At 70.2% G+C, this 22,112-nt stretch carries 19 protein-coding genes; 9 read left to right on the top strand and 10 right to left on the bottom strand.

The window, feature by feature from the left end; all coding sequences use genetic code 11:
* The first annotated feature begins 42 nt into the window (after nt 1–42).
* A complete protein-coding gene (locus DDQ50_RS10010) occupies nt 43–582 on the top strand; it encodes a MarR family winged helix-turn-helix transcriptional regulator (RefSeq protein ID WP_116756593.1) in 540 nt (179 codons plus the stop codon).
* Between the two features lie 69 nt (nt 583–651).
* Entirely contained in the window at nt 652–1,701 is a 1,050-nt protein-coding gene (locus DDQ50_RS10005; protein WP_116756592.1) for an FUSC family protein, read from the top strand.
* A gap of 22 nt (nt 1,702–1,723) precedes the next feature.
* Here DDQ50_RS10005 and DDQ50_RS10000 read toward each other — a convergent pair whose 3' ends face one another.
* The 7 genes from DDQ50_RS10000 to DDQ50_RS09970 form a co-directional block, all read right to left on the bottom strand.
* A complete protein-coding gene (locus DDQ50_RS10000) occupies nt 1,724–2,923 on the bottom strand; it encodes a glycoside hydrolase family 3 N-terminal domain-containing protein (protein WP_240614336.1) in 1,200 nt (399 codons plus the stop codon).
* 63 nt (nt 2,924–2,986) lie between these two features.
* Nucleotides 2,987–3,832, bottom strand: a complete 846-nt coding sequence (locus DDQ50_RS09995) for an N-acyl homoserine lactonase family protein (protein ID WP_116756591.1) — start codon at nt 3,830–3,832, stop codon at nt 2,987–2,989.
* A 35-nt stretch (nt 3,833–3,867) separates the two neighbouring features.
* Nucleotides 3,868–5,532, bottom strand: a complete 1,665-nt coding sequence (locus DDQ50_RS09990; protein WP_116756590.1) for an ATP-binding cassette domain-containing protein — start codon at nt 5,530–5,532, stop codon at nt 3,868–3,870.
* Nucleotides 5,532–6,530 carry an ABC transporter permease gene (locus DDQ50_RS09985; protein WP_116756589.1) on the bottom strand — a complete coding sequence of 333 codons (999 nt, stop codon included), beginning with the start codon at nt 6,528–6,530 and terminating at the stop codon, nt 5,532–5,534. Before DDQ50_RS09985 ends, DDQ50_RS09990 begins: the two co-directional genes overlap by 1 nt.
* A gap of 1 nt (nt 6,531) precedes the next feature.
* Entirely contained in the window at nt 6,532–7,416 is an 885-nt protein-coding gene (locus tag DDQ50_RS09980; RefSeq protein ID WP_116756588.1) for an ABC transporter permease, read from the bottom strand.
* A gap of 3 nt (nt 7,417–7,419) precedes the next feature.
* A complete protein-coding gene (locus DDQ50_RS09975; RefSeq protein WP_116756587.1) occupies nt 7,420–8,988 on the bottom strand; it encodes an ABC transporter substrate-binding protein in 1,569 nt (522 codons plus the stop codon).
* A 151-nt stretch (nt 8,989–9,139) separates the two neighbouring features.
* Nucleotides 9,140–9,487 carry a DUF2834 domain-containing protein gene (locus DDQ50_RS09970; RefSeq protein ID WP_116756586.1) on the bottom strand — a complete coding sequence of 116 codons (348 nt, stop codon included), beginning with the start codon at nt 9,485–9,487 and terminating at the stop codon, nt 9,140–9,142.
* Nucleotides 9,488–9,538: 51 nt separating this feature from the next.
* Between DDQ50_RS09970 and DDQ50_RS09965 the strand changes: the two genes are divergently transcribed.
* From DDQ50_RS09965 to DDQ50_RS09950, 4 genes are read left to right on the top strand one after another with little or no spacing between them, the layout of a single operon-like run.
* A complete protein-coding gene (locus DDQ50_RS09965) occupies nt 9,539–10,375 on the top strand; it encodes a UbiA family prenyltransferase (RefSeq protein ID WP_116756585.1) in 837 nt (278 codons plus the stop codon).
* Complete coding sequence (locus tag DDQ50_RS09960) at nt 10,372–11,658, top strand: D-arabinono-1,4-lactone oxidase (RefSeq protein WP_240614335.1); 1,287 nt, start codon at nt 10,372–10,374, stop codon at nt 11,656–11,658. Before DDQ50_RS09965 ends, DDQ50_RS09960 begins: the two co-directional genes overlap by 4 nt.
* Nucleotides 11,655–12,806 (top strand): acyl-CoA dehydrogenase family protein, encoded by a 1,152-nt coding sequence (locus DDQ50_RS09955; protein ID WP_116756583.1) that lies wholly within the window; start codon nt 11,655–11,657, stop codon nt 12,804–12,806. Before DDQ50_RS09960 ends, DDQ50_RS09955 begins: the two co-directional genes overlap by 4 nt.
* Nucleotides 12,807–12,809: 3 nt before the next feature.
* Nucleotides 12,810–13,304, top strand: coding sequence for a 2'-5' RNA ligase family protein (locus DDQ50_RS09950; protein WP_116756582.1), 495 nt, complete (start codon nt 12,810–12,812; stop codon nt 13,302–13,304).
* Nucleotides 13,305–13,516: 212 nt separating this feature from the next.
* Here the strand turns inward: DDQ50_RS09950 and cydC are convergent, their stop codons facing one another.
* Genes cydC through DDQ50_RS09935 form a run of 3 tightly spaced genes read right to left on the bottom strand, consistent with a single transcriptional unit; the run spans nt 13,517 to nt 19,524 of the window.
* Entirely contained in the window at nt 13,517–16,849 is a 3,333-nt protein-coding gene (gene cydC, locus DDQ50_RS09945) for a thiol reductant ABC exporter subunit CydC (protein ID WP_116756581.1), read from the bottom strand.
* A 7-nt stretch (nt 16,850–16,856) separates the two neighbouring features.
* A complete protein-coding gene (gene cydB, locus DDQ50_RS09940; RefSeq protein WP_116756580.1) occupies nt 16,857–17,897 on the bottom strand; it encodes a cytochrome d ubiquinol oxidase subunit II in 1,041 nt (346 codons plus the stop codon).
* 28 nt (nt 17,898–17,925) lie between these two features.
* Nucleotides 17,926–19,524: a cytochrome ubiquinol oxidase subunit I gene (locus tag DDQ50_RS09935; protein WP_116756579.1), complete on the bottom strand. Its 1,599-nt coding sequence runs from the start codon at nt 19,522–19,524 to the stop codon at nt 17,926–17,928.
* Between the two features lie 257 nt (nt 19,525–19,781).
* Here DDQ50_RS09935 and DDQ50_RS09930 point away from each other — a divergent pair, with 257 nt between their 5' ends.
* The 3 genes from DDQ50_RS09930 (at nt 19,782) to DDQ50_RS09920 (ending at nt 22,111) form a co-directional block, all read left to right on the top strand.
* Nucleotides 19,782–20,132: a BlaI/MecI/CopY family transcriptional regulator gene (locus tag DDQ50_RS09930; RefSeq protein ID WP_116756578.1), complete on the top strand. Its 351-nt coding sequence runs from the start codon at nt 19,782–19,784 to the stop codon at nt 20,130–20,132.
* Between the two features lie 56 nt (nt 20,133–20,188).
* Entirely contained in the window at nt 20,189–20,977 is a 789-nt protein-coding gene (locus tag DDQ50_RS09925; protein ID WP_116756577.1) for a MerR family transcriptional regulator, read from the top strand.
* A 186-nt stretch (nt 20,978–21,163) separates the two neighbouring features.
* Entirely contained in the window at nt 21,164–22,111 is a 948-nt protein-coding gene (locus DDQ50_RS09920) for a M56 family metallopeptidase (RefSeq protein ID WP_240614334.1), read from the top strand.
* Nucleotide 22,112 lies beyond the last annotated feature (1 nt).

Below are 22,112 nucleotides of genomic sequence, written 5' to 3'. Positions count from 1 at the left end.
GACGTCTCACATCCGGACGATGGTATGGACTAGCGTTTACTCATGGCGGATGGGGATATCCGAATGCCCTTCGAGGGCGGCACCAGTTTCCTGCTCACGGCGTGCGGAGCGGAGGTGCGCAAACGGTGGGCCCGGATGCTCGCCGATCACGGTCTGACACCGCACCATTTCGCCCTGCTGCAGGTGCTCGAGCACATCGGCGAGGCGAGTCAGAAGGAGTTGTCGTCCGCGGTCGGAATCGATCCGCGCAACGCTCCGCCGCTGCTCGATCTGCTCGACGGGCGTGACCTGATCACCCGGGCCGATTCAACGGAGGACCGTCGGCGTCAGGTCATCCAGTTGACGCCCCTCGGCCGCTCCATCGTCGGCTTCCTCCAGAAGACGGGGCAGGAGATCGAGGAGGAGTATTTCGCGCCTCTCGACGCGGACGAGCGGAATCTGCTGAGGCGGCTGCTGCTGCGACTCAGCACTCGCGGTATGCGAGGCGCTCCGGCCGAGGAGGAGATGCCGCGCGCAGCGGCCACTCGCGGCACCCGCAGTCGGTCGACGAACGACTCGGGCCTGCACCCCTTCCTCTACTGACGCTCCGACCTCCGGGCGGGCACGGCGCGGACACTGCCCGCGCGCAGGGGCTGTCGATAGCCTGACTGCGTGCCACTGACCCCGAACGTCCGGGCCGCGACCCGCGTACCGTTCGTGCAGGTCGCCAAGACCGCGGTCGCCGCGGTGCTGGCCTGGTTCATCCCTCTCCTGCTGCTGCCGGGCGAGCTTCCCGTCTTCGCCGTCGTCGCGGCCCTCATCGTCATCCAGCCGAGCGTCAATCAGACCTACGCGAAGGCTTTCGAGCGCAGCCTCGGCGTCCTGCTCGGTGTGCTCATCGCGCTCGGTGCTGTCCTCGTCTTCGGCGAGCACAGCTGGCTTGTGCTCGTCGCGACCGTCGTCGCGATCTTCGCCGGGTGGGGGCTGCGGCTGACGGCGGGATCCGCGAACCAGATCGCGATCAGCGCCATGCTGGTGCTCTCGATCGGAGCTGCGACGCCCGCGTACGCTGCCACCCGAGTCGTGGAGACCGTGATCGGCGCCGTCATCGCCCTCATCGTCAACGCCGCCATCGCCCCTCCCCTGCTCACCGCTCCTGCCCGACTCGCGGTCGCCCGCCTGGCGCGCGCCGAGGCGGACCGGCTCGACGAGCTCGCGACGACGATCGACTCCGACCCCGACGAGGCGCGACTGCAGTCGACGCTCACCTCCGCACGCGAACTCCGGGCACTCCGGGTGACGGCCATCGATGCGGTTCAGCAGGGACGCGAGAGCCTGACCTTCAATCCGCGCCGGTCACGTCACCGCGAGCAGCTCCAGCGCGACGCCGATCTGCTCGCACGGCTCGATCCTCTTGTCACGCGCATCGTCGGCATGGCCCGCACGGTCCACGACCAGTGGGACGACGACCTCGTCGGCGATCCGCTCATCGCGGGCGTGGCCGAGGAGCTGCGCCGGGCGGCGCATGATCTGCGCAGGCTCGTCCGCTACGAGGACGGCTCGCCGGGCCGGCTCGACGACGAACGCCCCGATATCGACACGGATCTTCCGGCGCTGACCCGGCCCATCGCCATCCTCCAGCCGCATCCCGAGCACTGGGTCCTCCTCGGCGCACTGCTCGAGGACCTCCGCCGGATCCGCGAGGAGATCGTCGGCGAATAGCAGCCGCGACCGAGCCCCGCTATCAGCGGAGCGCGATACGGGCCGCGAGCACCCGGCGGGCGGCCTCGTCGAGCACCTCGGGGAGGATGCGCCCGGAGTCCGCGGCTGCGGTGAGCCCGTCGATCAGCGCGTAGGGATCGACGCCGGAGACGGAGGGGTCGGCGGCCAGCACGTAGACGAGAACGTCGTTACCGGCGCTGATCGCGCGGATGCCGTTCTCGACGGGATCCTGGAACTCGGGCAGATCGGTGTGCTGGAGCATGAGCATGTCGTCGGTCACCGCGAGACCGTCGAAGTGGAGTTCGGTGCGGAGGATCTCGTGCCAGCGGGGCGACAGCGAAGCCGGCTGCCCGTCGACCGAGGTGTAGGCGAGGTGCCCGAACATCACGGCCTCCGCTCCTGCCGCGACTCCGCGCTCGAAGGGGACCGCGTCGGTGACGCGCCATTCGTCGTAGCCGACGTCGGTGACCGGGATCTCCGAGTGGGAGTCGGCCTCGGAACGCCCGTGGCCCGGGAAGTGCTTGAGCGTCGAGGCGACCAGCCCGCGCTCCCCCGCCACGGCCTGCTCGACGCGGGCGGCGGTGTCCTCCGGAGTCGAACCGTAGACGCGGTCGAAGATGAAGGAGTCGGGATCCCCCGTCATGTCGGCGACGATGCCGAAGTTGAGGTTCGCGCCACCGCGGTGGACGAGGTCGGCACGAGCCGCGAACGCCGCCTTCGTGGCATCGGGCGCCTCGGTCTTCAGCTGCTCCGCAGCGGGCAGGGTGTCCTCGTCGAGCCGGGCGACGATGCCGCCCTCCTCGTCGATCCCGATCAGAGGGGGCAGCGCGGGGTCCACGGCGAGGGCGGCCGTCGTCCCGGCGAGCACGTCGACGGAACCTCCCACGTTGTCGCCCATCACGATGAACCCGCCTGCCCCGGTCGAGCGCATGAACTCGGCGAGCGCCGTCCCGTCGGTGCCGGGCTGGTGCAGCATGAGCAGGCTCGCGATCTTGTCGCGGGTGCTCATGGCCGCCAGACGCTCCTCGATCTCGGCCTCGACCGGGTCGACGGCGAGTTCGGGACTGGCGGTGACCGAGGGTGTCGTCGTCGGGCGCGGCGCCTCCGCCGTCGGTGCGGCGCAGGCAGCGAGCGCCGAGCTCAGGGCGACCGCCAGCAGGCCGCCGATGAGTCGGGGCGCGAGGGCGCGAGGGCCCCGCGGGCGCCGTTGTCTGCGATGCACCGGCCCACTCTAAGCGGCGGACGGGTGGAGAGCGCCGTGCGACCTGCGCCGAGGACGAACAGGTCAGAGGGCGCCGGTGTCCCGCCAGGCCCACCAGTCGGGATCGTGTCCCGGCCACACCTCGACGCCGTCGAGGAGGTCGAGTTCGTGCAGTCTCCTCGCGGCGATCCGTGCGTCGACGGCATCGCCGGGGCGGATGGTGCTGCCGCAGGCGATGCTCTCCGTGATGTTGCGGCGCAGGTCTGCGGCGTCGCAGGCGAGGACGACGGTGCGACCCTGCAGTTCGATCGCGAAGGACTGGTGACCGGGAGTGTGGCCCCGGGTGTCGAGCGCCGTGATACCCGGGGCGAACTCGGTGTCGCCGTCGAGGAGCACGACGTCGAGGTCGGGCCTCAGGAAGTCATCGACGGAGACCGCGTCACGGATCGTGGCGTCGGTGACCGCGTAGTCCCATTCGGCCCTCTGGAAGACGGCCGGGGCGCGGCCGGCGACGAAACGGAGCCCGCCGGTGTGGTCGAAGTGGACGTGCGAGATCGCGCAGGCCGCGAGGTCCGCCCAGTCGAGCCCCGCGGCGATGACCTGGTCGGCCAGCGGATCGCCGGGCGGGACGACCGGTGCGTACCCGTCGAAGTTAAAGTGCTCGCCGCGGGCCTTCTCGTCGCGGACGGTGTCGACGTTGAATCCGCTGTCGAGCAGTACCCAGGCCCCCTCGTCGTAGACGACGGCGACCGCGGTCACCGGCTCCAGGAGGAATCGGGCCGGATCGCCACCCTCCAACGACAGCGATTCCGGGATGGGCTCGTACCCGAGCACGAACCGGATGAGCCGGGCGGGGCGTCCCTCGATGCCGAGGGTCCCGACGTCGTTCCAGTCCCGGACGCCGGGCATGTCCGTCTCGCTGATGCTCATCGGCCTCGTTCTCCTTCTCCCCCGCTGGACGCGGGTCAGTACACGCTCGGCGACGCGGCGATGAGCTGACGGGTGTAGTCCTCGCGCGGCTCGGCGAAGAGCTGCTCACTCGCACTGCGTTCGATGATGCGGCCGCCGTACATCACCGCGGTCTCGTCGCTGATCCGACGGGCGACGGCGAGGTCGTGGGTGACCATCAGGAGGGCGATGCCGAGCGAGGCGCGCAGCTCGTCGAGCAGGTCGAGCACCCGGGAGGCATGCGACGCGTCGAGCGCGCTGACCGGCTCGTCGCAGAGGAGGATCCGGGGATCGGAGGCGAGAGCCCGTGCGATCGCGGCGCGTTGCCGTTGGCCGCCCGAGAGCGCGCGGGGGCGAGCGCCGGCGGCGCGCGCGTCGAGCCCGACCTGCGCGAGCAGCTCCCGCGCACGGTCCGGTGCTTCACGGCGCGACACGCCCTGCACGCGCAGCCTCTCCTCGATGCCCTGGCCGATGGAGAACCACGGGGTGAGCGAGGATCCGGCGTCCTGGAAGACCAGCTGCGGTCGGCCGCTCCCCGGGGCGACGTGGACTCCCCCGCTGTCCGCTTTGGTCAGGCCTGCCGCGATCCGCAGCAGGGTCGACTTGCCGCACCCGCTCTCCCCCACCAGTGCGACGGAGCCGCCCGCCGGAACGGTGAGCGAGACGTCGTCGACGGCGGTGAAGATCTCCCCGCGTCGTCCGCCCGCCTTCGGGTAGTGCTTCGAGATGCCCTCCAGTCGCAGAGCGTCGTCGTCCCTCCGCTCCGCGACCACGCGACTGCGCTCGGTGATCGAGACGGGCATGCGGTTGATGTCGATCCGGGCGGCGAGAAGCGACTTCGTGTACTCGTGCTGCGGGTCCCGGAGGATCTGCTCGGTGCTGCCGACCTCGCACAGCTCGCCCGCGCTCATGACCGCGATCCGGTCGGCGATCTGCGCGGCGACACCGAGATCGTGGGTGACGAGGACGATGGAGCAGCCGTGCTCGTCGCGCAGCCGGGCGAACAGGGCGATGATCTGGGCCTGCACCCGCACGTCGAGCGCCGTGGTCGGTTCGTCGGCGATGAGCAGAGCGGGCACGCCGTCGCCTGCGCTTGCCTGAGCGGTGTCCACCCCCGGTCCTCGCCGTGGGGTGCTGCTGCCAGCTGTGATCGCGGCGGCGATGCTGACTCTCTGCCTGAGCCCGCCGGAGAGCTGGTGGGGCCACTGCCGGAGGCGCATTCCGGGCTCGGGGACTCCGCAGTCCTCGAGCGCCGCGGTCGCTCGGGCGCGGGTCGCTCCGCGCTCGGCGACCTGATCGCCGATCCGCATCATCGGGTCGAGGGAGGTCAGGGGGTCCTGGAACACCGCGCCGATCGTCTGCCGTCGGGCGACCCTGCGGTCGGCGTCGGAGCCGTTCACCATGTCGACGCCCGCGACGACGACCGAGCCTCCGACCGTCGTCTTGAGGCTGGCGGGAGGCAGTCCGAGCAGGCAGCTGCTGAGGACAGTCTTCCCGGATCCCGATTCGCCGACGAGGGCGAGGATCTCGCCACGTCCGATCTCGAGGCTGACGCCGCGGAGTGCGCGCACGAGGCCGTCGGCGGTCTCGAAGTCGACCGTGAGGTCCTCGACCCGGCAGACCGGTTCATCGATGCCCCGGGAGGGTGCCGTGGCGATCCGGTCGGTCGACGGGTCGGGCATCATGCGCTCCTCAGTCGAGGGTCGACGACGAGCTGCAGCATGTCGACGACGAAGTTGATGACCACGTAGGCGACGCCCAGCACGAGGACGACACCCACGATGGCGGGCAGGTCGGAGAAGCCGATCGATGCGCTCAGGTAGGCGCCGATCCCCGGCCAGGAGAACACGGTCTCGACCACCACCGCCCCGGAGAGCAGCATGCCGACCTGCAGGCCCGTCATCGAGAGGGCGGGGTTCAGCGAGTTGCGCAGAGTGTGCCGGGTCGTGACCTGGAGGGCGGTGAACCCCTTGGCTCGCGCTGACCGCACGAAATCGAGGCTGTCCACCGAGCGGAGGGATCCGCGGAGCACCCGGGCGATCGCGACGGTCGACCCCACGGCCAGCACGAACGCGGGCAGGAGCACGTGATGCAGGGCGTCGAGCCAGCCGGCCGGGTCGCCGGCGAGGAGCCGGTCGACGAGCAGGAACCCCGTCGGCGTCGAGGTGGCGAGGAGATCGGAGCTGCGGCCGCCGGCGGGGAACAGCCCGAGCTGGCGGTAGAGCAGCAGGATCCCGAGGATGGCGAGAAGGAAGCTCGGAGCCGACGCACCCGCGGCGGTGACGACGCGGATGACACCGGAGAGCCATCCGCCGCGCGCGCTGAGGACCCCGACGATCAGTCCCCCGAGAAGCGCGATGACAGTTGCGACGAACACCAGCTCGAGGGTCGCGGGCAGGTAGGCCGCGATATCCGCCGACACCGGGGAACGGGTCCGCAGCGAGGTGCCGAGGTCTCCGCTGAGGAGATCGCCGAGGAACCGCACGAGCTGCACCGGCAGGGGGTCGTCGAATCCGAGCTCGCTGCGTCGTGCCGCGATCTCGTCGGGGCTCGCGTTCCGACCGAGGACGGCTCGCACCGGATCGGCGGGCAGGAGTCGCTGGATGAGGAAGACGGCGATGGCGAGGAGGAGCAGAACGCCCACGAGGGACGCCAGCCGGACCGCGACGGCTCTCACCATGTCACTCGGCCAGTTCCCGCAGGCCGTCGCCCGCGAAATTGGCGAGCAGCGCGAGCACGAAGAGAGCGGTGGCGGGAGCCAGCGCCACCCACGGCGCGGTGAGGAGATAGGTCAGTCCGTCGGCCGTCATACTCCCGATCTCGGCTGCGGGCGACGGCGATCCGAGACCGATGAAGGACAGGGTGGCCAGCACCAGCAGCACGGCTCCCACATCGAGCGACGCGGCGATGAGGACCGTGCCGATGCTTCCGGGAAGCACGTGCACGAGCGCGATCCTGGTCCGCGAGAAACCTCCGAGCCGGGCGGCGTCGACGTGCGGCATCGTCATGATCGCCCGGGTCTGGCCTCGTACGATCCGCGCGTACCAGGGCCACCAGGTGACGGCGACGGCGATGAGGGTGTTCTGCAGGCTCGGGCCGAGAGCCGCGACGACGACCAGGGCGACGAGGGTCGCGGGCAGCGCGAGGGCCGCGTCGGTGAGCCGCATCAGGACCGTGTCCACGATCCCGCCCGCGAACCCGGCGATGAGTCCGATGATGGAGCCGAGCACGACACCGAACGCGATCACGGCGATGGCCCCGAACCAGCTGGCCCCGAGTCCGACCAGCACCCTGCTGAACACGTCGCGCCCCTGACTGTCGGTGCCGAGCAGATGATCGATTCCGGGCGGCGTGAAGGGCGCGCCCGCCACCGCTGTCGAACCGTACGGAGCGAGCAGCGGCGCGAACGGGAGCGCCACGGTGATGATCACGATGGCGACGAGGGCGACCCTCTCGGGGATGCCCACCCGCCGCCGCCGGAACGACGACGCGAACCCTCTGATCCCGCGGCCCGGCGGGGTGAGGACCGCATCGACCGCACCGGACGGCGAGGCGAGGCGACTCATCGATCAGCCGTTTGCTTCGAGCGACTTCAGCACGAGCGTGCGCGGGCAGGGCAGCCAGTGCTCGAAACCGGACAGCCGGCTGCTGGCCACGAAGGTGTCCTGGAGGTCGGCGATCGTGACGTAGCTCGCCTGATCGTGGATCAGGTCGCCTGCTTCGACGTAGGCCGCGTCCGAGGCGGTCTCGTCGAGCGAGGAGATGCCCTGGTCGATGAGGGCGTCGCCCTCGGGCGTCCCCCCGAGCAGGTAGTTCAGCACGCCGCTGCCGTTCGCGGTGTCGCTGTACCAGAACAGCCGCGACCACGCGTCGGGGTGGGCCGAGTCGGGGAAAGACGATTCGAAGAACATGTCGGGTGCCGCGTCGATGTCGGAGCTGTAGGAGTAGATGTCGTTCGACTGCGCCGGAACGAGCTCGACGGACACTCCCGCCGTCTGCCATTGGGTCTGCAAGGTCTCGGCGACCTGCTTCTCCTGGGTTCCGCTCGCCAGGTAGCCGAGGGTGAGCGTCGTGCCGTCGGCGAGGGCCTCGAGAGGGGCCGGATCCGTCTCCCATTCGTCGGCTGCCTCTCCGTCCGGCACGACCTCGAGCGGGTACATCTGGGTCGAGGTCGACGCGTAGTCGCCCCAGACCTGGGTCACGAGCGTGTCGCGATCGATCGCCGACCGCAGCGCGTCGCGCAGCTCGGGGTCGGCGAGCGGGCCGGTCGTCTTGAGGTGCAGCTGCGCCTTCTGCAGGGTGGGCAGGGAGACGACCTGGTAGTCACCGGACGCCTCGAGGCCCTGCACCGTGGTGGCGGGCTGCCCCGAGATGATGTCGAGATCGCCCTGCTCGAACTGCAGCACCTGGGTGGCCGCATCGGGGATGATCCGGACGCTCACGCTGGCGAAGTAGGGCTCGTCGCCCCAGTAGTCGTCGTTGCGCTCGAGCAGGTACTCCTGGCCCTTGCTGACCTTCGTGATCGCGTAGGGACCGGTGCCCGCGGTGTTGTCCTGCAGGAACGCCAGGGCGGAGTCGTCGCTGTTCTCATCGAGCACGGTCGGGTTGATGACCTTGGGACCGAAGGGGCTCGCGAGCAGCGAGAGGAACGAGCTGTTGGCGTTGTTCAGGGTGATGACGAGCGTGCCGTCATCCGACGAGTCGTAGGACGCGACGTCGGCGAGGATGTAGCCCATCTGCGACTCCACGGCCGGGTCGGCGAGCCGCTCGAAGCTCTGCTGCACGCCTGCCGCCGTCATCGGGGTCCCGTCCGAGAAGACCACGTCGTCGCGCAGGTCGAACGTGTAGACGAGGCCGTCATCCGACACCGTGTACGCCTCGGCGAGCAGGGGGACGATCTCGTCCGAGGAGTCCCCGGCGTACTCGAGGAGCCCCTCGTAGACAGAGGTGAGGACTTGGTTGCCCTCGTACTGGTAGACGGTGCTCGGGTCGAACGTCGTCATGTCATCGGACAGCGCGATGCGCAGGACCGACGGGTCCGACGGCTCGGCGGGACCGCCGCCTCCCGCCGAGCATCCGGCCAGGGCCAGGCCGACGACGGTGATCGCCGCGAGCGCGGCAAGGGTCTTTCGATGCATGGGGGGCTCCTTGATCAACGGTGCGCTGGAGGGGTGCCTCGGGGGCGGAGACCGCTGACGGAATACCTATCGAGCGATAGGTTTATAATATATCCGGGGGTTGGAGCCGGTGTTTCCGGGGTGTAACGGTCGGGTTGTCGGTATGTTGCGCTCAGGTGTACGAAGACCGAAGGGCGGAGCGGTCGAGCCGCCGTTCGCGCTGGCTGAGAAACAGCGGCAGCGCGAAGGCGAGCGCGACGACCGCCGCCAGGATGAGGTAGACCCACGGCAGCCTCATGCCGATGCGTCGCCCCTCGATGACCATGAAGGCACCGGCGGCGATGGCGACGACGAGCAGATCGACCGAGAACGAACCGACCGCGGGCCCGGCGGAGAGGATCTCGCCGAGGAAGTCCCGCCCGTCGAGAACGGTGCGGATGTTGTAGTACCAGGTGCCGGCGAATCCGATCAGCGCGAGCACGAGGTAGATCACCGCGAGGGGCGTCCAGTTCTTCGTCATCCCTCATGGTGCACCCGCGGCCACGGCCTCGGCACGATCGGCACGGCTAGCATGACGCGCGTGTCCGCTCTGCTCCGCGCATCTCATCCGGCGCCCGGGGCGGCAGTCACCCTCGTCGTCCTCGCCCTGGCCGTCGCCGTCGGGCTCTCCCCCGGCCTCGTGATCCTCGTGACCGCGACCATGGCGCTCGACCAGCTGTCGGTCGGCTGGTCCAACGACTGGATCGACGCCGAACGCGACCGGATCGCGGGACGGCGGGACAAGCCGGTCGCGCTGGGTCAGGTCTCGCGCCGGACCGTCGGGATCGCGGCGATCGTCGCCCTCGTCCTCTCCATCGCAGGCGGCTTCCTCGTGAGCCCCGCCGCCGGACTCGCGCACACGGTGTTCGTGCTGTCCGCCTGGGGGTACAACCTCGGCCTCAAACGCACTGCGCTGTCGTTCGTTCCGTACATGGTCAGCTTCGGCCTGCTCCCCGCGATCGTCACGTTGAGCCTCGATCCGCCCGCCTGGCCCGCCTGGTGGGCGACCGCGGCGGGCGCGGGTCTCGGTCTGTCGGCGCACCTCGCCAACGTGCTCCCCGATCTCGACGACGACGCCCGGACCGGGGTGCGCGGGTTCCCGCACCGGTTGGGCGCGCGACCCTCGGGCGTCCTCGCCTTCCTGGCGCTGGTGGCCTCATCGCTCGTGATCGCGTGGAACGCCCAGAGCGTTGCGGGCATCGTGTGCTTCGCGATCATCGTGGTGGTCGCGGCGTACGGGATGAGCCTGGTGCTGCGGCGCCGACTCAGCCGCTCGCTGTTCCTGCTGATCCTCGTCAGCGCGCTGCTCACAGTCGTCTCACTGGTTGTCGCCGGGGCCGACCTCGTGGGGTTTAACGTTATGCGGTGACAACGCACACGACCCCTTCCACCGGCACGAGCCCGGTGGGCACGAACTGGGCGGGCAACTACCGTTTCCAGGCGACGACCGTCCACCGCCCCGGCTCGCTCGACGAACTCGTCGATGTCGTCGCGGGCGCCTCGCGGCTTCGTCCTCTCGGCACCCGGCATTCGTTCAACGACATCGCCGACTCCCCCGGCTCTCTCGTCAGCCTCGAGGCGATGCCAACGGACGTGACCGTCGACGAGGCCCGCGGGGTCGTCTGGGCGTCGGGTGGAATGCGCTACGGCGATCTGGCCCGCACGCTCGAGGCCCGCGGCCTCGCGCTCCACAATCTGGCCTCCCTGCCCCACATCTCTCTCGCCGGCTCCGTCGCGACCGGCACGCACGGCTCGGGCTCCCGCAACGGCAGCCTCGCGACCGCGGTCGCGGGCCTCGAGATCGTCACCGCCTCGGGCGAGGTCCGGACCCTGCATCGGGGCGACCCCGATTTCGCCGGAGCGGTCGTCTCGCTCGGCGCGCTGGGCGTCGTCGCCCGCATCGCCCTCGACATCCAGCCGAGCTTCACCGTCAATCAGCGCGTGTTCCTCGACCTGCCGTTCTCCACGGTCGAGGAGCACCTCGCCGACATCCTCGCCCAGGGTTACAGCACCAGCCTCTTCACGCGATGGACCGGAGACACGGTCGATCAGATGTGGGTCAAGAGCCGCGGCGACGGCGCCCCATCCGAGACATTCGGGGGCACTCCGGCATCCGTCGCGATGCATCCCATCGCCGGCGTCGATGCGACGAGCGCGACCGCCCAGCTCGGCGTCCCCGGTGCCTGGCTCGACCGGCTCCCCCACTTCAAGCTGGAGTTCACCCCCAGCGCCGGCGAGGAGCTGCAGTCCGAGTTCTTCGTACCCGTTGCTCGCGCCACCGACGCGCTCAAGGCGATCCGGGGGCTGGCCGAACGGATCGCACCGCTCCTCCTCGTCTGCGAGATCCGCGCGATCGCCGCCGACGACCTGTGGCTCAGCGGCATGAACGAGACCGAGACGGTCGCCTTCCATTTCACCTGGCAGCGGCGCGAGCCCGAGGTCCGTGCCGTCGTCGCCCTCATCGAGCAGGCGCTGGCGCCGTTCCGCGCGCGTCCGCACTGGGGCAAGGTCTTCACCCTCGAGGCGACGGACATCCGCGACCTCTACCCGCGTTTCGACGACTTCCTCCGGCTGCGTGAGAAGTACGACCCCGAAGGGGTCTTCGTCGATGCCTACGTCGAGCGCGTGCTGTTGGGAGGCCGTCCCGCATGAGCCGCCAGGTGCTGAGCGACGAGCTGCTCGAGCGGATCCACTCACGGGCGCCGGGTTACGACCGCGACAACGCGTTCTTCGCCGAGGACCTCGAGGAGCTGCAGGCCGCCGGGTACCTTCGCGCCCTCGTGCCCACCGAGTTCGGGGGCCTCGGCCTGAGCCTGCGCGAGGTCGCCCGGGAGCAGCAGCGTCTGGCCGCCGCGGCTCCCGCGACGGCGCTCGGCATCAACATGCACCTCGTGTGGACCGGCGTCGCGAAGGCGATGCACGACCGCGGCCTCGACTTCCTGGACTTCGTTCTCGAGGAGGCCGGCGCCGGTGAGGTGTTCGGCTTCGCGATCAGCGAGGCCGGCAACGATCTCGTCCTGTTCGGGTCGCGCACGACCGCCGAGCCAGACCAGGACGGCGGGTACCGCTTCACGGGCACGAAGGTCTTCACCTCGCTCTCCCCCGCCTGGACCCGCCTGTCGGTCTTCGGCCTGGACACCGTGTCCGAGGACGCGCCGAAGCTCATCCACGCGTTCATCCGGCGCGACGAGCCCGGGTTCCGCATCCTGGATGACTGGGACACCGTCGGCATGCGGGCGACGCAGAGCAACACGACGGTCCTCGAGGGTGCGCATGCCCCAGCGGAGCGGGTGTTCCGTCGTCTGCCTCCCGGGCCCAATCCCGACCCCCTGGTGTTCGGCATCTTCGCCAACTTCGAGCTGCTGCTCGCCGCTGTCTACACGGGCATCGGCGCGCGGGCCCTCGAGCTCGGCGTCGAGGCCGCGCACCGCCGCACCTCGATGAAGAACGACGGCAAGCCCTATTCGAGCGATCCCGACATCCGCTGGCGCATCGCCGACGCGGCGATCGCCCAGGATGCGCTGGCCCCGCAGATCGACTCGATCGCACGTGATATCGATGAGCTCGTCGACCACGGCGGCCAGTGGTTCCCGAGACTCGTCGGGGTCAAGGTGCGGGCAACCGAGACGGCGAGGGTCGTGGTCGACGCCGCCATCCGGGTGTCCGGCGGATCGAGCTACACGGCGTCGAGCGAGCTGGGGCGCCTCTACCGCGATGTGCTCGCCGGAATGTTCCATCCCTCCGACGACGAGTCGGCCCACAACACGGTCGCGAACGCCTGGCTCGGCCCGATCGCCTGACCGATGGCGAGCATCGAGATCCTCCTCGACGCGACGAGCGATGCTGCCGTCCGCGAGGAGTGGCGACTCCTCGCCGTTGCCGGGCTGCCCAGCCAGCACACTCACGCCGGAGAGTCGAACGCGCCGCACGTCACCGCCGCGTACTCGACCGGGGTGCCGCCGGCGCTGTCGGTGAGGATCCCCGCCGGACCGCTCGCACTGGGGGCTCCCGTGCTGTTCCGGCGCAGGCGCGGAGTGGTTCTCGCCCGGATGGTCGTCGTCACGCGCGCGTTGCTCGACTGGCACGCGTCGCTGCACGAGGGTCTGCCGGTCGATCTCGAGACTGACGTGAACACGCGACCCGACGGCTGGACCCCGCATGTGACCCTGTCGCGGAACCTGCCGCTGGAATCTCTGCAGGCGGCGCTCACCGTTCTGGACCTCTCCCCGATCGTCGCCACGGCGACAGCGGTGCGCCTCTGGGACCCGACCACACGAACGGTCACCCTCCTGAACTGAGGTCGCACATCCCGCACCGCCCGCCCCCGCCCGCTGAGCGCAGCGAAGCGAGGGACCCGCCCTCCGCACACACGCGACACCCCGCCCGCCCACTGAGCCCCGCCCGCCCGCTGAGCGCAGCGAAGCGAAGGGACCCGCCCTCCACGCACGCGCGACACCCCGTCCGCCCGCCCGCTGAGCGCAGCGAAGCGAAGGGCTGCCGGAACGAGGACCTACCCGACCGCGAGGATCGCGGCCTGCTGGCCGATGCGCACCCGTCGATCGTCCGGGCGGAGGTCGTCGGCTCGGTGGCTCACCAGCACGACGGCTCGATCTTCGAGGGCGGAGCGCAGGTCGGCCATCATGGCGTCGGCCGTCTCGGCATCGAGGTGCGCGGTCGGCTCGTCGAGCAGCACCACGTCGGCACGACTGAGGAGCGTACGAGCCACCGCGAGCCGCTGCCGTTCGCCGCCCGACAGGCTCGATCCTCCGCCGCCGACCATGGTGTCCAGCCCGTCGGTCATGCCCTCGACGAGGTGGGTGAGGCCGACGCGGCCGAGCGCATCGCGCATCTCGTCGTCGCCGGGCCGGTCGTCGCGTCCGCGCGCGAGCAGGAGGTTGCCGCGGATCGTCGACGCGAACAGATGCGCCTCCTGCGGGCACCAGGCGATGCGTCCTCGGAGCGCAGCCCTGTCGAGGGCGAGCGCGTCGCGTCCGTCGACGAGGTAACGGCCGGCGGCCGGATCGAGGTATCGCAGTAGAACGGAGAGCAGCGTCGTCTTCCCGCTTCCCGACGGACCGGTGACGGCCAGCCACTGCCCGCGTTGCACCGAGGCGTCGAGCCCCTCGAACACGATCGGACCCGTCGGACTCCACCGAGCCGAGAGATTCTCGACCCGTACCGACTCGACATTCCCGACAGCGTCACCGGCCCGCGCGTCCTCGGCGGCGGCATCCTCGAGAACCGGGGCGAGTCGGCGCAGCGCGGTGACCAGTGCGGGAGCCTGCTGGACCGCTTCGACGAGCGCCAGCATCGGATCGATGAGCCCGAGCGGCAGGAGGGCGAGCACGGCGACGATCTCGACCCCCACCTGCCCGCCGGCGACCGCGGGCGCGCAGACGGCGAGCACCCCGATCGCGGCACCCGTGAGAGCGGCGACCGTGATAGCCCCGCCCAACCCGAGGGCCCAGGAGCTGCGCCGAGCATCGAGTCCGGCCCGCCGGTCGAGGTCGCGCAGGTCGGCGAGCACAGGACCGTCGACGCCGTTGGCGCGCAGGTCGTCGGCGGCTCCCAATGCCGAGGCCAGCCGGCGGGCGATCCGGCCGCGCAGTTCGACCTGCCCGGAGCTGGCACGGCGGTCGGCCAGCACGGCGACTGCCGGAGCGACGAAGAGGGCGATGAGGATCGCCGCGGCGTAGAGCCCCAGGGCGGGCGCATGGAGCAGAGCGGCGGTCATCAGCGCTGCCACCGCGGTCGCGGCTCCGACGAGGGGCGGGATGATCACGCGCGGGGCCAGGTCACGCACCTCGTCGGCGGTGACGACGAGCACGTCGTACGCGCTCCCGGCGCGCAGGAGCGCCGGCGAGGCGGTGCCGCGACGGGAGATCGCGCGCCAGAGCCGCGTCCGAAGAGTCGTGATCGATCCGAATACGGCGTCGTGGGTCACGAGACGCTCCGCGTAGCGAAGAACCGAACGTGCGATGCCGAAGAACCGCACCCCGACGATGGCGACCAGCAGGTACATGATCGCCGGCTCCTGCGCGGCCCGGACGATGAGCCACCCGGAGACCGCGGTCAGAGCGGCGGCGCTGAGCGCGGCGAGAGCTCCCAGCAGGAGCGCTGCGACGAGTCGTCCGGCGACCGGGCGCAGGAGCCCGGCGAGCAGGACGCCGGTCGCCGCGACGGACAGCGGAGCGGCCGCCGCATCTTCCGATCGCGCCGTCTTCGTCGACAGGAGCTCGTGATCCATGTCGGTCATGGCCGGTGAGCTCATCTCCCGCGCCTCGGCGCCGTCGGAGACGTCGATCGCCCGGTCGGCGAGACCGATGACGCGGGGGTCGTGCGAGACGAGCACGACACGGACGCGTCCGTGGAGCTCGCCGATCGCCGTCTCGACCCGTCGCGCGGATTGTGCATCCAGGTGCGCGGTCGGCTCGTCGAGCACGACCAGGTCCGCGCCCTCGTCCACGCGGAGCAGGGCGCGGATGACGGCGACCCGGCGCAGCTCGCCCGGGCTCAGGGCCACGGGATCCGCGTCGGCCAGAGCGCCGAGACCGAACCGGTCGAGCAGGTCCCCGATCCGCGACTCGGGAACTCCGGGGCCGTAGCTGCGCAGTTCGGCTCGCACGGTCCGCGCGAGGGTACGGGGATGCTGCGGCGCCCAGGCGACGCGGTCGGTGCCCGCGATCGTTCCGCTCGCGCCGTCGGTTTCGTCGAGCCGTCCGACGAGGGCCCGGACGACGGTCGACTTGCCGCTTCCGCTGCGGCCGGTGAGCGCGACGGTCTCCCCCGGCAGCACCGCGAACGACAGATCCTGCACCGCCGCCGCGTCGCGCCCGAGGTATCGCACCGTCAGGTCGGTCACCACGAGCGCGCCGTTCGCTGCCGCATCCGAGTCACCCGAAGCCGGGATCGACGGCCGGACTCGGCCGATGGCCGCCCGCACCCGCTCGAGTGCGGCCACTCCGTCCTGCGACGCGTGGAAGGCGACCCCCACCTCGCGCAACGGCGTGTAGCACTCGGGCGCCAGGATGAGCACGAGCAGGCCGGTGTAGAGCGTCATGTCACCGCCGATGAGGCGGATGCCGACGGTCACCGCGACGATGGCCACCGACAGGGTGGCGATGAGTTCGAGCGCGAGCGCCGACAGGAACGCGATGCGCAGCGTTGCGAGCGTGCGGACCCGGTACTGGTCCGAGATGCGCTCGAGGGCGACGGTCTGCTCCTCGACGCGGCCGAGACCGACGAGCACCGGAAGCCCGCGGGCCAGTTCGACGAGGTGATCGGAGAGACGGGACAGGGCCCCGGCGGCCTCGTCGACCCGGTCGCGCGTGTACTGGCCGATGAGGATCATGAACACCGGGATGAGCGGAACGGTCAACGCGACGATGAGCGCGCTCAGCGGATCGGCGAGCAGGATCCGAGCGCCCACCGCGAGCGGGATGACGGCCGCACCCACCGCCGATGGCAGCACCGTGCGGTAGTACGGATCGAGGTCGTCGAGACCGCGGGTCGCGAGTGCGGTCGCCTCCCCCACGGGGACCCCGGGCTGACCGATGAGGCTCTCGGCGAGTTCCGCGCGCAGCGTCTCCTTGGCTCCGATGGCGGCTCGCGTCGCGAACCACTGCGCCAGCCACGACGCACCCGCTCGGACGAGCGCCGAACCGAGCCCGAGCGCAACCGCTCCGCGCCAGGCGTCCGACCCGTCGAACAGCGACGAGATGCCGACGGCGAGCGCCTCGGCGATGCCGAGCAGGCCCAGAGCCTTGACCGCCGAGATGAGGCCGAGCAGGTAGAGCGTGCGGGTTCCGCCCGGTCCGAGTCCTGCCGCGAAGGGTGACCGCATGGCCCTGTCAGACCAGCCGGTTCGGAAGGACGGCAGGAGCGATGGCGTGGGCCTCGGGGATGTGCCGTTCGCTGAGCCGCTTCCGGAACACCCAGATGCTCCACGCCTGGTAGGCCAGAACCAGGGGCAGACCGATCGCCGCGACGATCGTCATCACCGTCAGCGTGTAGTCGCCGCTCGAGGCGTTCGAGATCGTGAGGTTCCAGGCCGGATCGAGAGTCGAGGGCAGGACGACCGGGTAGGCGGCGGCGAAGATCGCCCCGGCGCCCGCCGCCAGGAAGACGGACAGGGCGGCGAAGCCGCGCCCCTCGCGTCCCGCCCTCATACTCATCCACGAGATGAGCACCGCCACCACTGCGACGACGACGAGAGCCCAGGAGAAGAGGACTCCGGACTGAAACTGGACCGCGAGAACCCAGGCGACGATGGGCAGGAGCGCGAACGGACCGGCTTTCACGACGAACCCGCGCATCCGGACCCGCACATCACCCTCGGTCTTGAGCGACAGGAAGGCGGCGCCCTGGACGAGGCAGAATCCGACGACGGCCAGGCCACCGAGGACGGCCGGCCAGGTCAGCCAGGCGAACGCGCCCCCCTCGCGATCGCCGTTCGCGTTGATCGGCAGGCCGAGTGTGCTCAGCGCGAGTGCCGCCCCGACGCCGAACGCGGCGACCAGCGAGCCGAGCCCGAGGGCGCGGTCCCACCAGCGGCGCCAGCGGTCGGTATGCCCCTTGCCGCGGTACTCGATCGACACGGCTCGGAAGATGAGCCCGAGGAGCACGAAGACGAGCGGTAGATAGAGCGAGGAGAACAGCGAGGCGTACCAGAGCGGGAACGCGGCGAAGGTCGCGGCGCCGGCGGTGATCAGCCACACCTGGTTGCCGTCCCAGAGCGGGCCGATGGTGTTCAGCATGAGCCGGCGCTCCGACTCGGACTTCGAGCTGAACAGCAGGTGCATCCCCACGCCGAGGTCGAACCCCTCGAGCACGAGGTAGCCGGTCCAGAGCAGCGCGATCGCGACGAACCAGATCGTGGGCAGGACGTCCATGCGTTTTTCCCTCTCTCGTCAGTGCGGATCAGTAGGCGAACGCGAGCACGTCGCGCTTGTCGTCGTGGTCGCGGCCGTCGACGCCACCGCCGTCGGACCCGTCGTCATCCCGCCGGTGCGCGAGCTCGGGCATCGCCGAGACGACGCCACCGCGGGTGTACTTCACGAGAAGTCGGACCTCGACGACCATGAGCACGCCGTAGACGAGGGTGAGCGCGATGAGCGAGAACAGCAGCTCACCCCAGGACACACCGGGCGAGACAGCCGCCGCCGTGAACATGAACACCCCGTCGATGCCCCCTGGTGTCGGGTTGGGTGCGACGACGAACGGCTGCCGACCCATCTCGGTGAAGACCCACCCGGCCGAGTTCGCGACGAACGGGGCGAGGATTCCGAGGACGGCGAGGCGCATGATCCACTTCGAGCGGGGAACGGTTCCCTTGCGGGTCAGCCACAGGGCGACCGCTGCGGCGAAGGCGGCCAGCGCGCCGAAGCCGATCATGATCCGGAAGCCCCAGTAGGTGACCTCCATGAGCGGCACGTAGTTGATCTCGGCGCCGGCGCGATCGCCGTACATCGGGTCGTCGGGCAGGTTGGTGCCGTACTCGGCCTGATACTCCGGCACCAGCTCGGTCACACCCTTGAGCGGGGTGTCGAAGTCGCCGTGGGCGAGGAAGGACAGCACTCCCGGGATCTCGATGATCGGGACGACCTCATCGCAGTCGTTCGATCCGAGGTTGCCGACCGAGAGAACGGAGAAGCTGGTTCCCGTGTGGCAGGCCGCCTCGGCTGCCGCCATCTTCATCGGCTGCTGCTCGTACATGAGCTTGCCCTGCAGGTCGCCCGTGATCGCGACGGCCCCGAAGGCGACGATCGCCACCACTCCACCGACCCGCAGAGCGGTGATCCACACCTTGTGGTCCGCGCGGTCGCGCCCGGGGATCACGGTGTTCTCCCCGACGACGACGCGACCGGTGGCGTCCACGGTGTCCACCCCGTCCTTCCGGCGCTGCCACAGCTGGTACCAGGCGATGCCGATGAGGAAGGCGGCGGCCACGCCGAAGGAGCCGGCGATGACGTGCGGGAAGGCGGTGAGGGCCGTGTTGTTGAACAGGACCGCCCAGATGTCGGTCATGACGGGGCGACCGTCGACGAGCTCGACCCCGACGGGATGCTGCATCCACGAGTTGGCGACGATGATGAAGTACGCCGAGACGACGGAGCCGGCCACGGCGATCCACAGGCTTGCGAGGTGCACCTTCTTCGGCAGCCTGTTCCAGCCGAAGATCCACACCCCGAGGAACGTGGACTCGAAGAAGAAGGCGAGCAGCCCCTCCATGGCGAGCGGAGCACCGAAGACATCGCCCACGAAGCGCGAGTACTCGCTCCAGGCCATGCCGAACTGGAACTCCTGCACGAGGCCCGTTGCGACGCCCATGATGAAGTTGATCAGGTAGAGCTTGCCCCAGAACTTCGTCAGTCGGAGGAACTTCTCATCCCCGGTGCGCACCCATCTGGTCTGAAAGTACGCGACGAGCGGCCCGAGGCCGAGCGTGAGCGGCACCATCCAGAAGTGGTAGACGGTGGTGATCCCGAACTGCCAGCGTGCGATCTCGACTGGATCCACTTCAGCCTGCCTCTGCGTGTCCGGACATCGCAACTTTCTCGATGTCGAGATATTTCTACGTCTTGTAGAAATGTGTTCGTTTCGAAGTGTAGAACACTTTCAACCTCGCTAGGAGGCCCGAATTCGACGAGGCGAGGACCTTCGCCCCATGTCGCCGCGGCGCTCGGCGCGCGATCTTCTACTGAGCGTAGAAAGCCGGTGGTTGTTCGGTTAGAATCGTGAGCGTCGCACCGGCTGGGACGAGAGAACGGACATCCATGCCAACGCTCGGAGAGCTCGAAAGAGCAGTCATGGACACCCTCTGGGACTCCGGCATCGCCCTGTCCGCTTATGACATCCAGGCACAGCTCGCGAGCGATGCGAGCAAGCCCCTCGCCGCGACGACGGTTCTGACCGTCCTCTCCCGTCTGGAGAAGAAGGGCTTCGTGCGTCGTGAGCGCGACGAGCGCCCGCACCGCTACACGGCCGTCGCCTCTCGCGCCGACCACATGGCCGAGCTCATGCACGAGGTGCTCGGCGGCGCCGAGGACCGCACCGCCGTCCTCGCGCGGTTCGTCGGGCAGGTCACACCCGCCGAGGCCGAGGCGCTCCGCAAGCTGCTCTCCTGACCCGGGCCGACCTCTGCTCTTGACCTTGACGCTGCGTCAAGGCCTACCGTCGAGCCATGACGTTGAGAGCGCAGGGAGACGGGCCCGACGAATGGCCGATCGCCGAGGTCGCACGGCTCGCGGGCACGACGAGTCGCACCCTCCGGCACTACCAGGCTGAGGGCCTGCTCGCCCCGACCCGGGTGGCCGCGAACGGCTACCGGTTCTACGACGACCGTGCTCTGCTGCGCCTTCAACGCATCCTGCTGCTCCGCGAGCTCGGACTCGGTGTCGACGCCATTCGAGGCGTGCTCGACAGCGAGCCCGACACCGTGCCCGCTCTGCGCACGCACCTCGCGCTGCTGCGGCGGGAGCAGGAACGGCTGACGCGGCAGATCGCGTCGGTCGAGCACACTATCGAGACGGAGGAAGGGGGTGGACGGATCATGGCGGAGAAGCTCTTCGACGGGTTCGATCACACGCAGTACAAGGACGAGGTCGAGCAGCACTGGGGCCAGGACGCGTATGCGTCGGGGGACGCCTGGTGGCGCGGCATGACCGACGATCAGAAGGCGCGGTTCCAGGCCGGCGTCGCGTCACTCACGGGCGACTGGGCTGCGGCCGCGGAGTCGGGCGCCGCACCCGACAGCGAACAGACTCAGGCTCTGGCCCGCCGGCAGTACGAGTGGCTGCTGACGATCCCGGGGACGCCTCGCGGCGAGTCGGGCGCCCTCGTCGTGGAGTACTTCACGGGGCTCGGTGAGATGTACGTCGCCGATGAGCGCTTCGCCGCGAACTACGGTGGCGCAGCGGGTGCGGCCTTCGTCCGCGACGCCCTCCACCACTACGCCTCCCGCCACCTCTGACGGGCGCCGAGGCGCAAGACATCCGGGTCGGCACCCCCGAGCCCGCCTGAGCAGTGCGCGAAATCGGATATTCCGGGCACATACGCACGTTGCGGCGTGCGTATGAGCCCGGAACGTGCGGTCTCGCCACGATCCCGGGAGGGGCGCGAATCCGGGTCGGGCGGGCGAATGAGGGAGACTTCTGGAGTGCTGACCGCTCCTCTACTCCTCGCGCTGCTCGCGGTCGCGCTCGCCTGGCCGGTCCCGCTCTGGCTCGCCTCGGCTCGGTGGCCCCGCCGATCCCCCGCGCTCGCGCTGCTGCTCTGGCAGTCCATCGCCCTCGCGGGTGGCCTCTCGATGATCGGCGCCCTGCTCACCTACGGACTGCTCCCGTTCGGCACCGACCTGCTGCACGGCCTGACCGGCTTCGCTCAGGCCGTCGCCGACGGTTCGGCCGCGGACCGGGCGGGGCTCGCGCATCTCGCGGCCCTGTTCGGCGCAGCACTTCTCGGCATCCACCTGCTGCTCAACCTGGCCATCGTCGTCCTGCGCACCGACCGGGATCGGCGCCGCCACCGCGCACTCCTCGATCTACTCGGGAGCACCGACCCCAGCCAGCCGCGCACGCGGATCCTCGACTCCGAGCTCCCCGTCGCCTACTGCCTGCCCAGCTCGTCCGGATCGATCACGGTCTTCTCGGCCGGGCTCATCTCGTTGCTCGACGACGAGGAGCTGCGAGCTGTCACCGAGCACGAGCGCGCCCACCTGACGCAGCGCCACGATCTCGTACTCGTCGCGTTCCGCGCCTGGTACGCGTCGCTCCCCTGGTTCCCGGTCGCCTATCGTGCGCAGCGCGAGGTGGGAATGCTCATCGAGATGCTCGCCGACGATCGGGCGCGCACCCACGTCGAGGACAGGACGCTCGCCCGCGCGATCGCCCTCGTCGGCAACGCGGGCGAGCAGAGCGGGCTCGCCGTCGCGACGCGGACCGATGAGCTGCAGCCCCAGGCGATCGCCCGTGTCACCCGTCTCGGCGGTGAGATCGAGCCGCTCCCTCCGATCGCACGGGTCGCCGTCGTCTCCACCGCCGCCGCGCTCCTCGTGGTGCCCACCGCGCTCCTCCTGCTGCCCGCCCTGCTCACGCTCGGCGCGTAGC

The organism is Amnibacterium flavum (genome assembly GCF_003097495.1).
Lineage (GTDB): Bacteria > Actinomycetota > Actinomycetes > Actinomycetales > Microbacteriaceae > Naasia > Naasia flava.
Note: the sequence above shows the minus strand (reverse complement) of the source record. Positions and strands in the feature narration are given on the sequence as shown.

Coding starts and splice junctions, on each gene's coding strand:
- DDQ50_RS10010 (WP_116756593.1), top strand. CDS start 43: ATGGCGGATGGGGATATCCGAATGCCCTTCGAGGGCGGCACCAGTTTC.
- DDQ50_RS09995 (WP_116756591.1), bottom strand. CDS start 3,832: ATGAGCATCAGCGAGACGGACATGCCCGGCGTCCGGGACTGGAACGAC.
- DDQ50_RS09990 (WP_116756590.1), bottom strand. CDS start 5,532: ATGCCCGACCCGTCGACCGACCGGATCGCCACGGCACCCTCCCGGGGC.
- DDQ50_RS09985 (WP_116756589.1), bottom strand. CDS start 6,530: ATGGTGAGAGCCGTCGCGGTCCGGCTGGCGTCCCTCGTGGGCGTTCTG.
- DDQ50_RS09980 (WP_116756588.1), bottom strand. CDS start 7,416: ATGAGTCGCCTCGCCTCGCCGTCCGGTGCGGTCGATGCGGTCCTCACC.
- DDQ50_RS09975 (WP_116756587.1), bottom strand. CDS start 8,988: ATGCATCGAAAGACCCTTGCCGCGCTCGCGGCGATCACCGTCGTCGGC.
- DDQ50_RS09970 (WP_116756586.1), bottom strand. CDS start 9,487: ATGACGAAGAACTGGACGCCCCTCGCGGTGATCTACCTCGTGCTCGCG.
- DDQ50_RS09965 (WP_116756585.1), top strand. CDS start 9,539: ATGACGCGCGTGTCCGCTCTGCTCCGCGCATCTCATCCGGCGCCCGGG.
- DDQ50_RS09955 (WP_116756583.1), top strand. CDS start 11,655: ATGAGCCGCCAGGTGCTGAGCGACGAGCTGCTCGAGCGGATCCACTCA.
- DDQ50_RS09950 (WP_116756582.1), top strand. CDS start 12,810: ATGGCGAGCATCGAGATCCTCCTCGACGCGACGAGCGATGCTGCCGTC.
- cydC (WP_116756581.1), bottom strand. CDS start 16,849: ATGCGGTCACCCTTCGCGGCAGGACTCGGACCGGGCGGAACCCGCACG.
- cydB (WP_116756580.1), bottom strand. CDS start 17,897: ATGGACGTCCTGCCCACGATCTGGTTCGTCGCGATCGCGCTGCTCTGG.
- DDQ50_RS09930 (WP_116756578.1), top strand. CDS start 19,782: ATGCCAACGCTCGGAGAGCTCGAAAGAGCAGTCATGGACACCCTCTGG.
- DDQ50_RS09925 (WP_116756577.1), top strand. CDS start 20,189: ATGACGTTGAGAGCGCAGGGAGACGGGCCCGACGAATGGCCGATCGCC.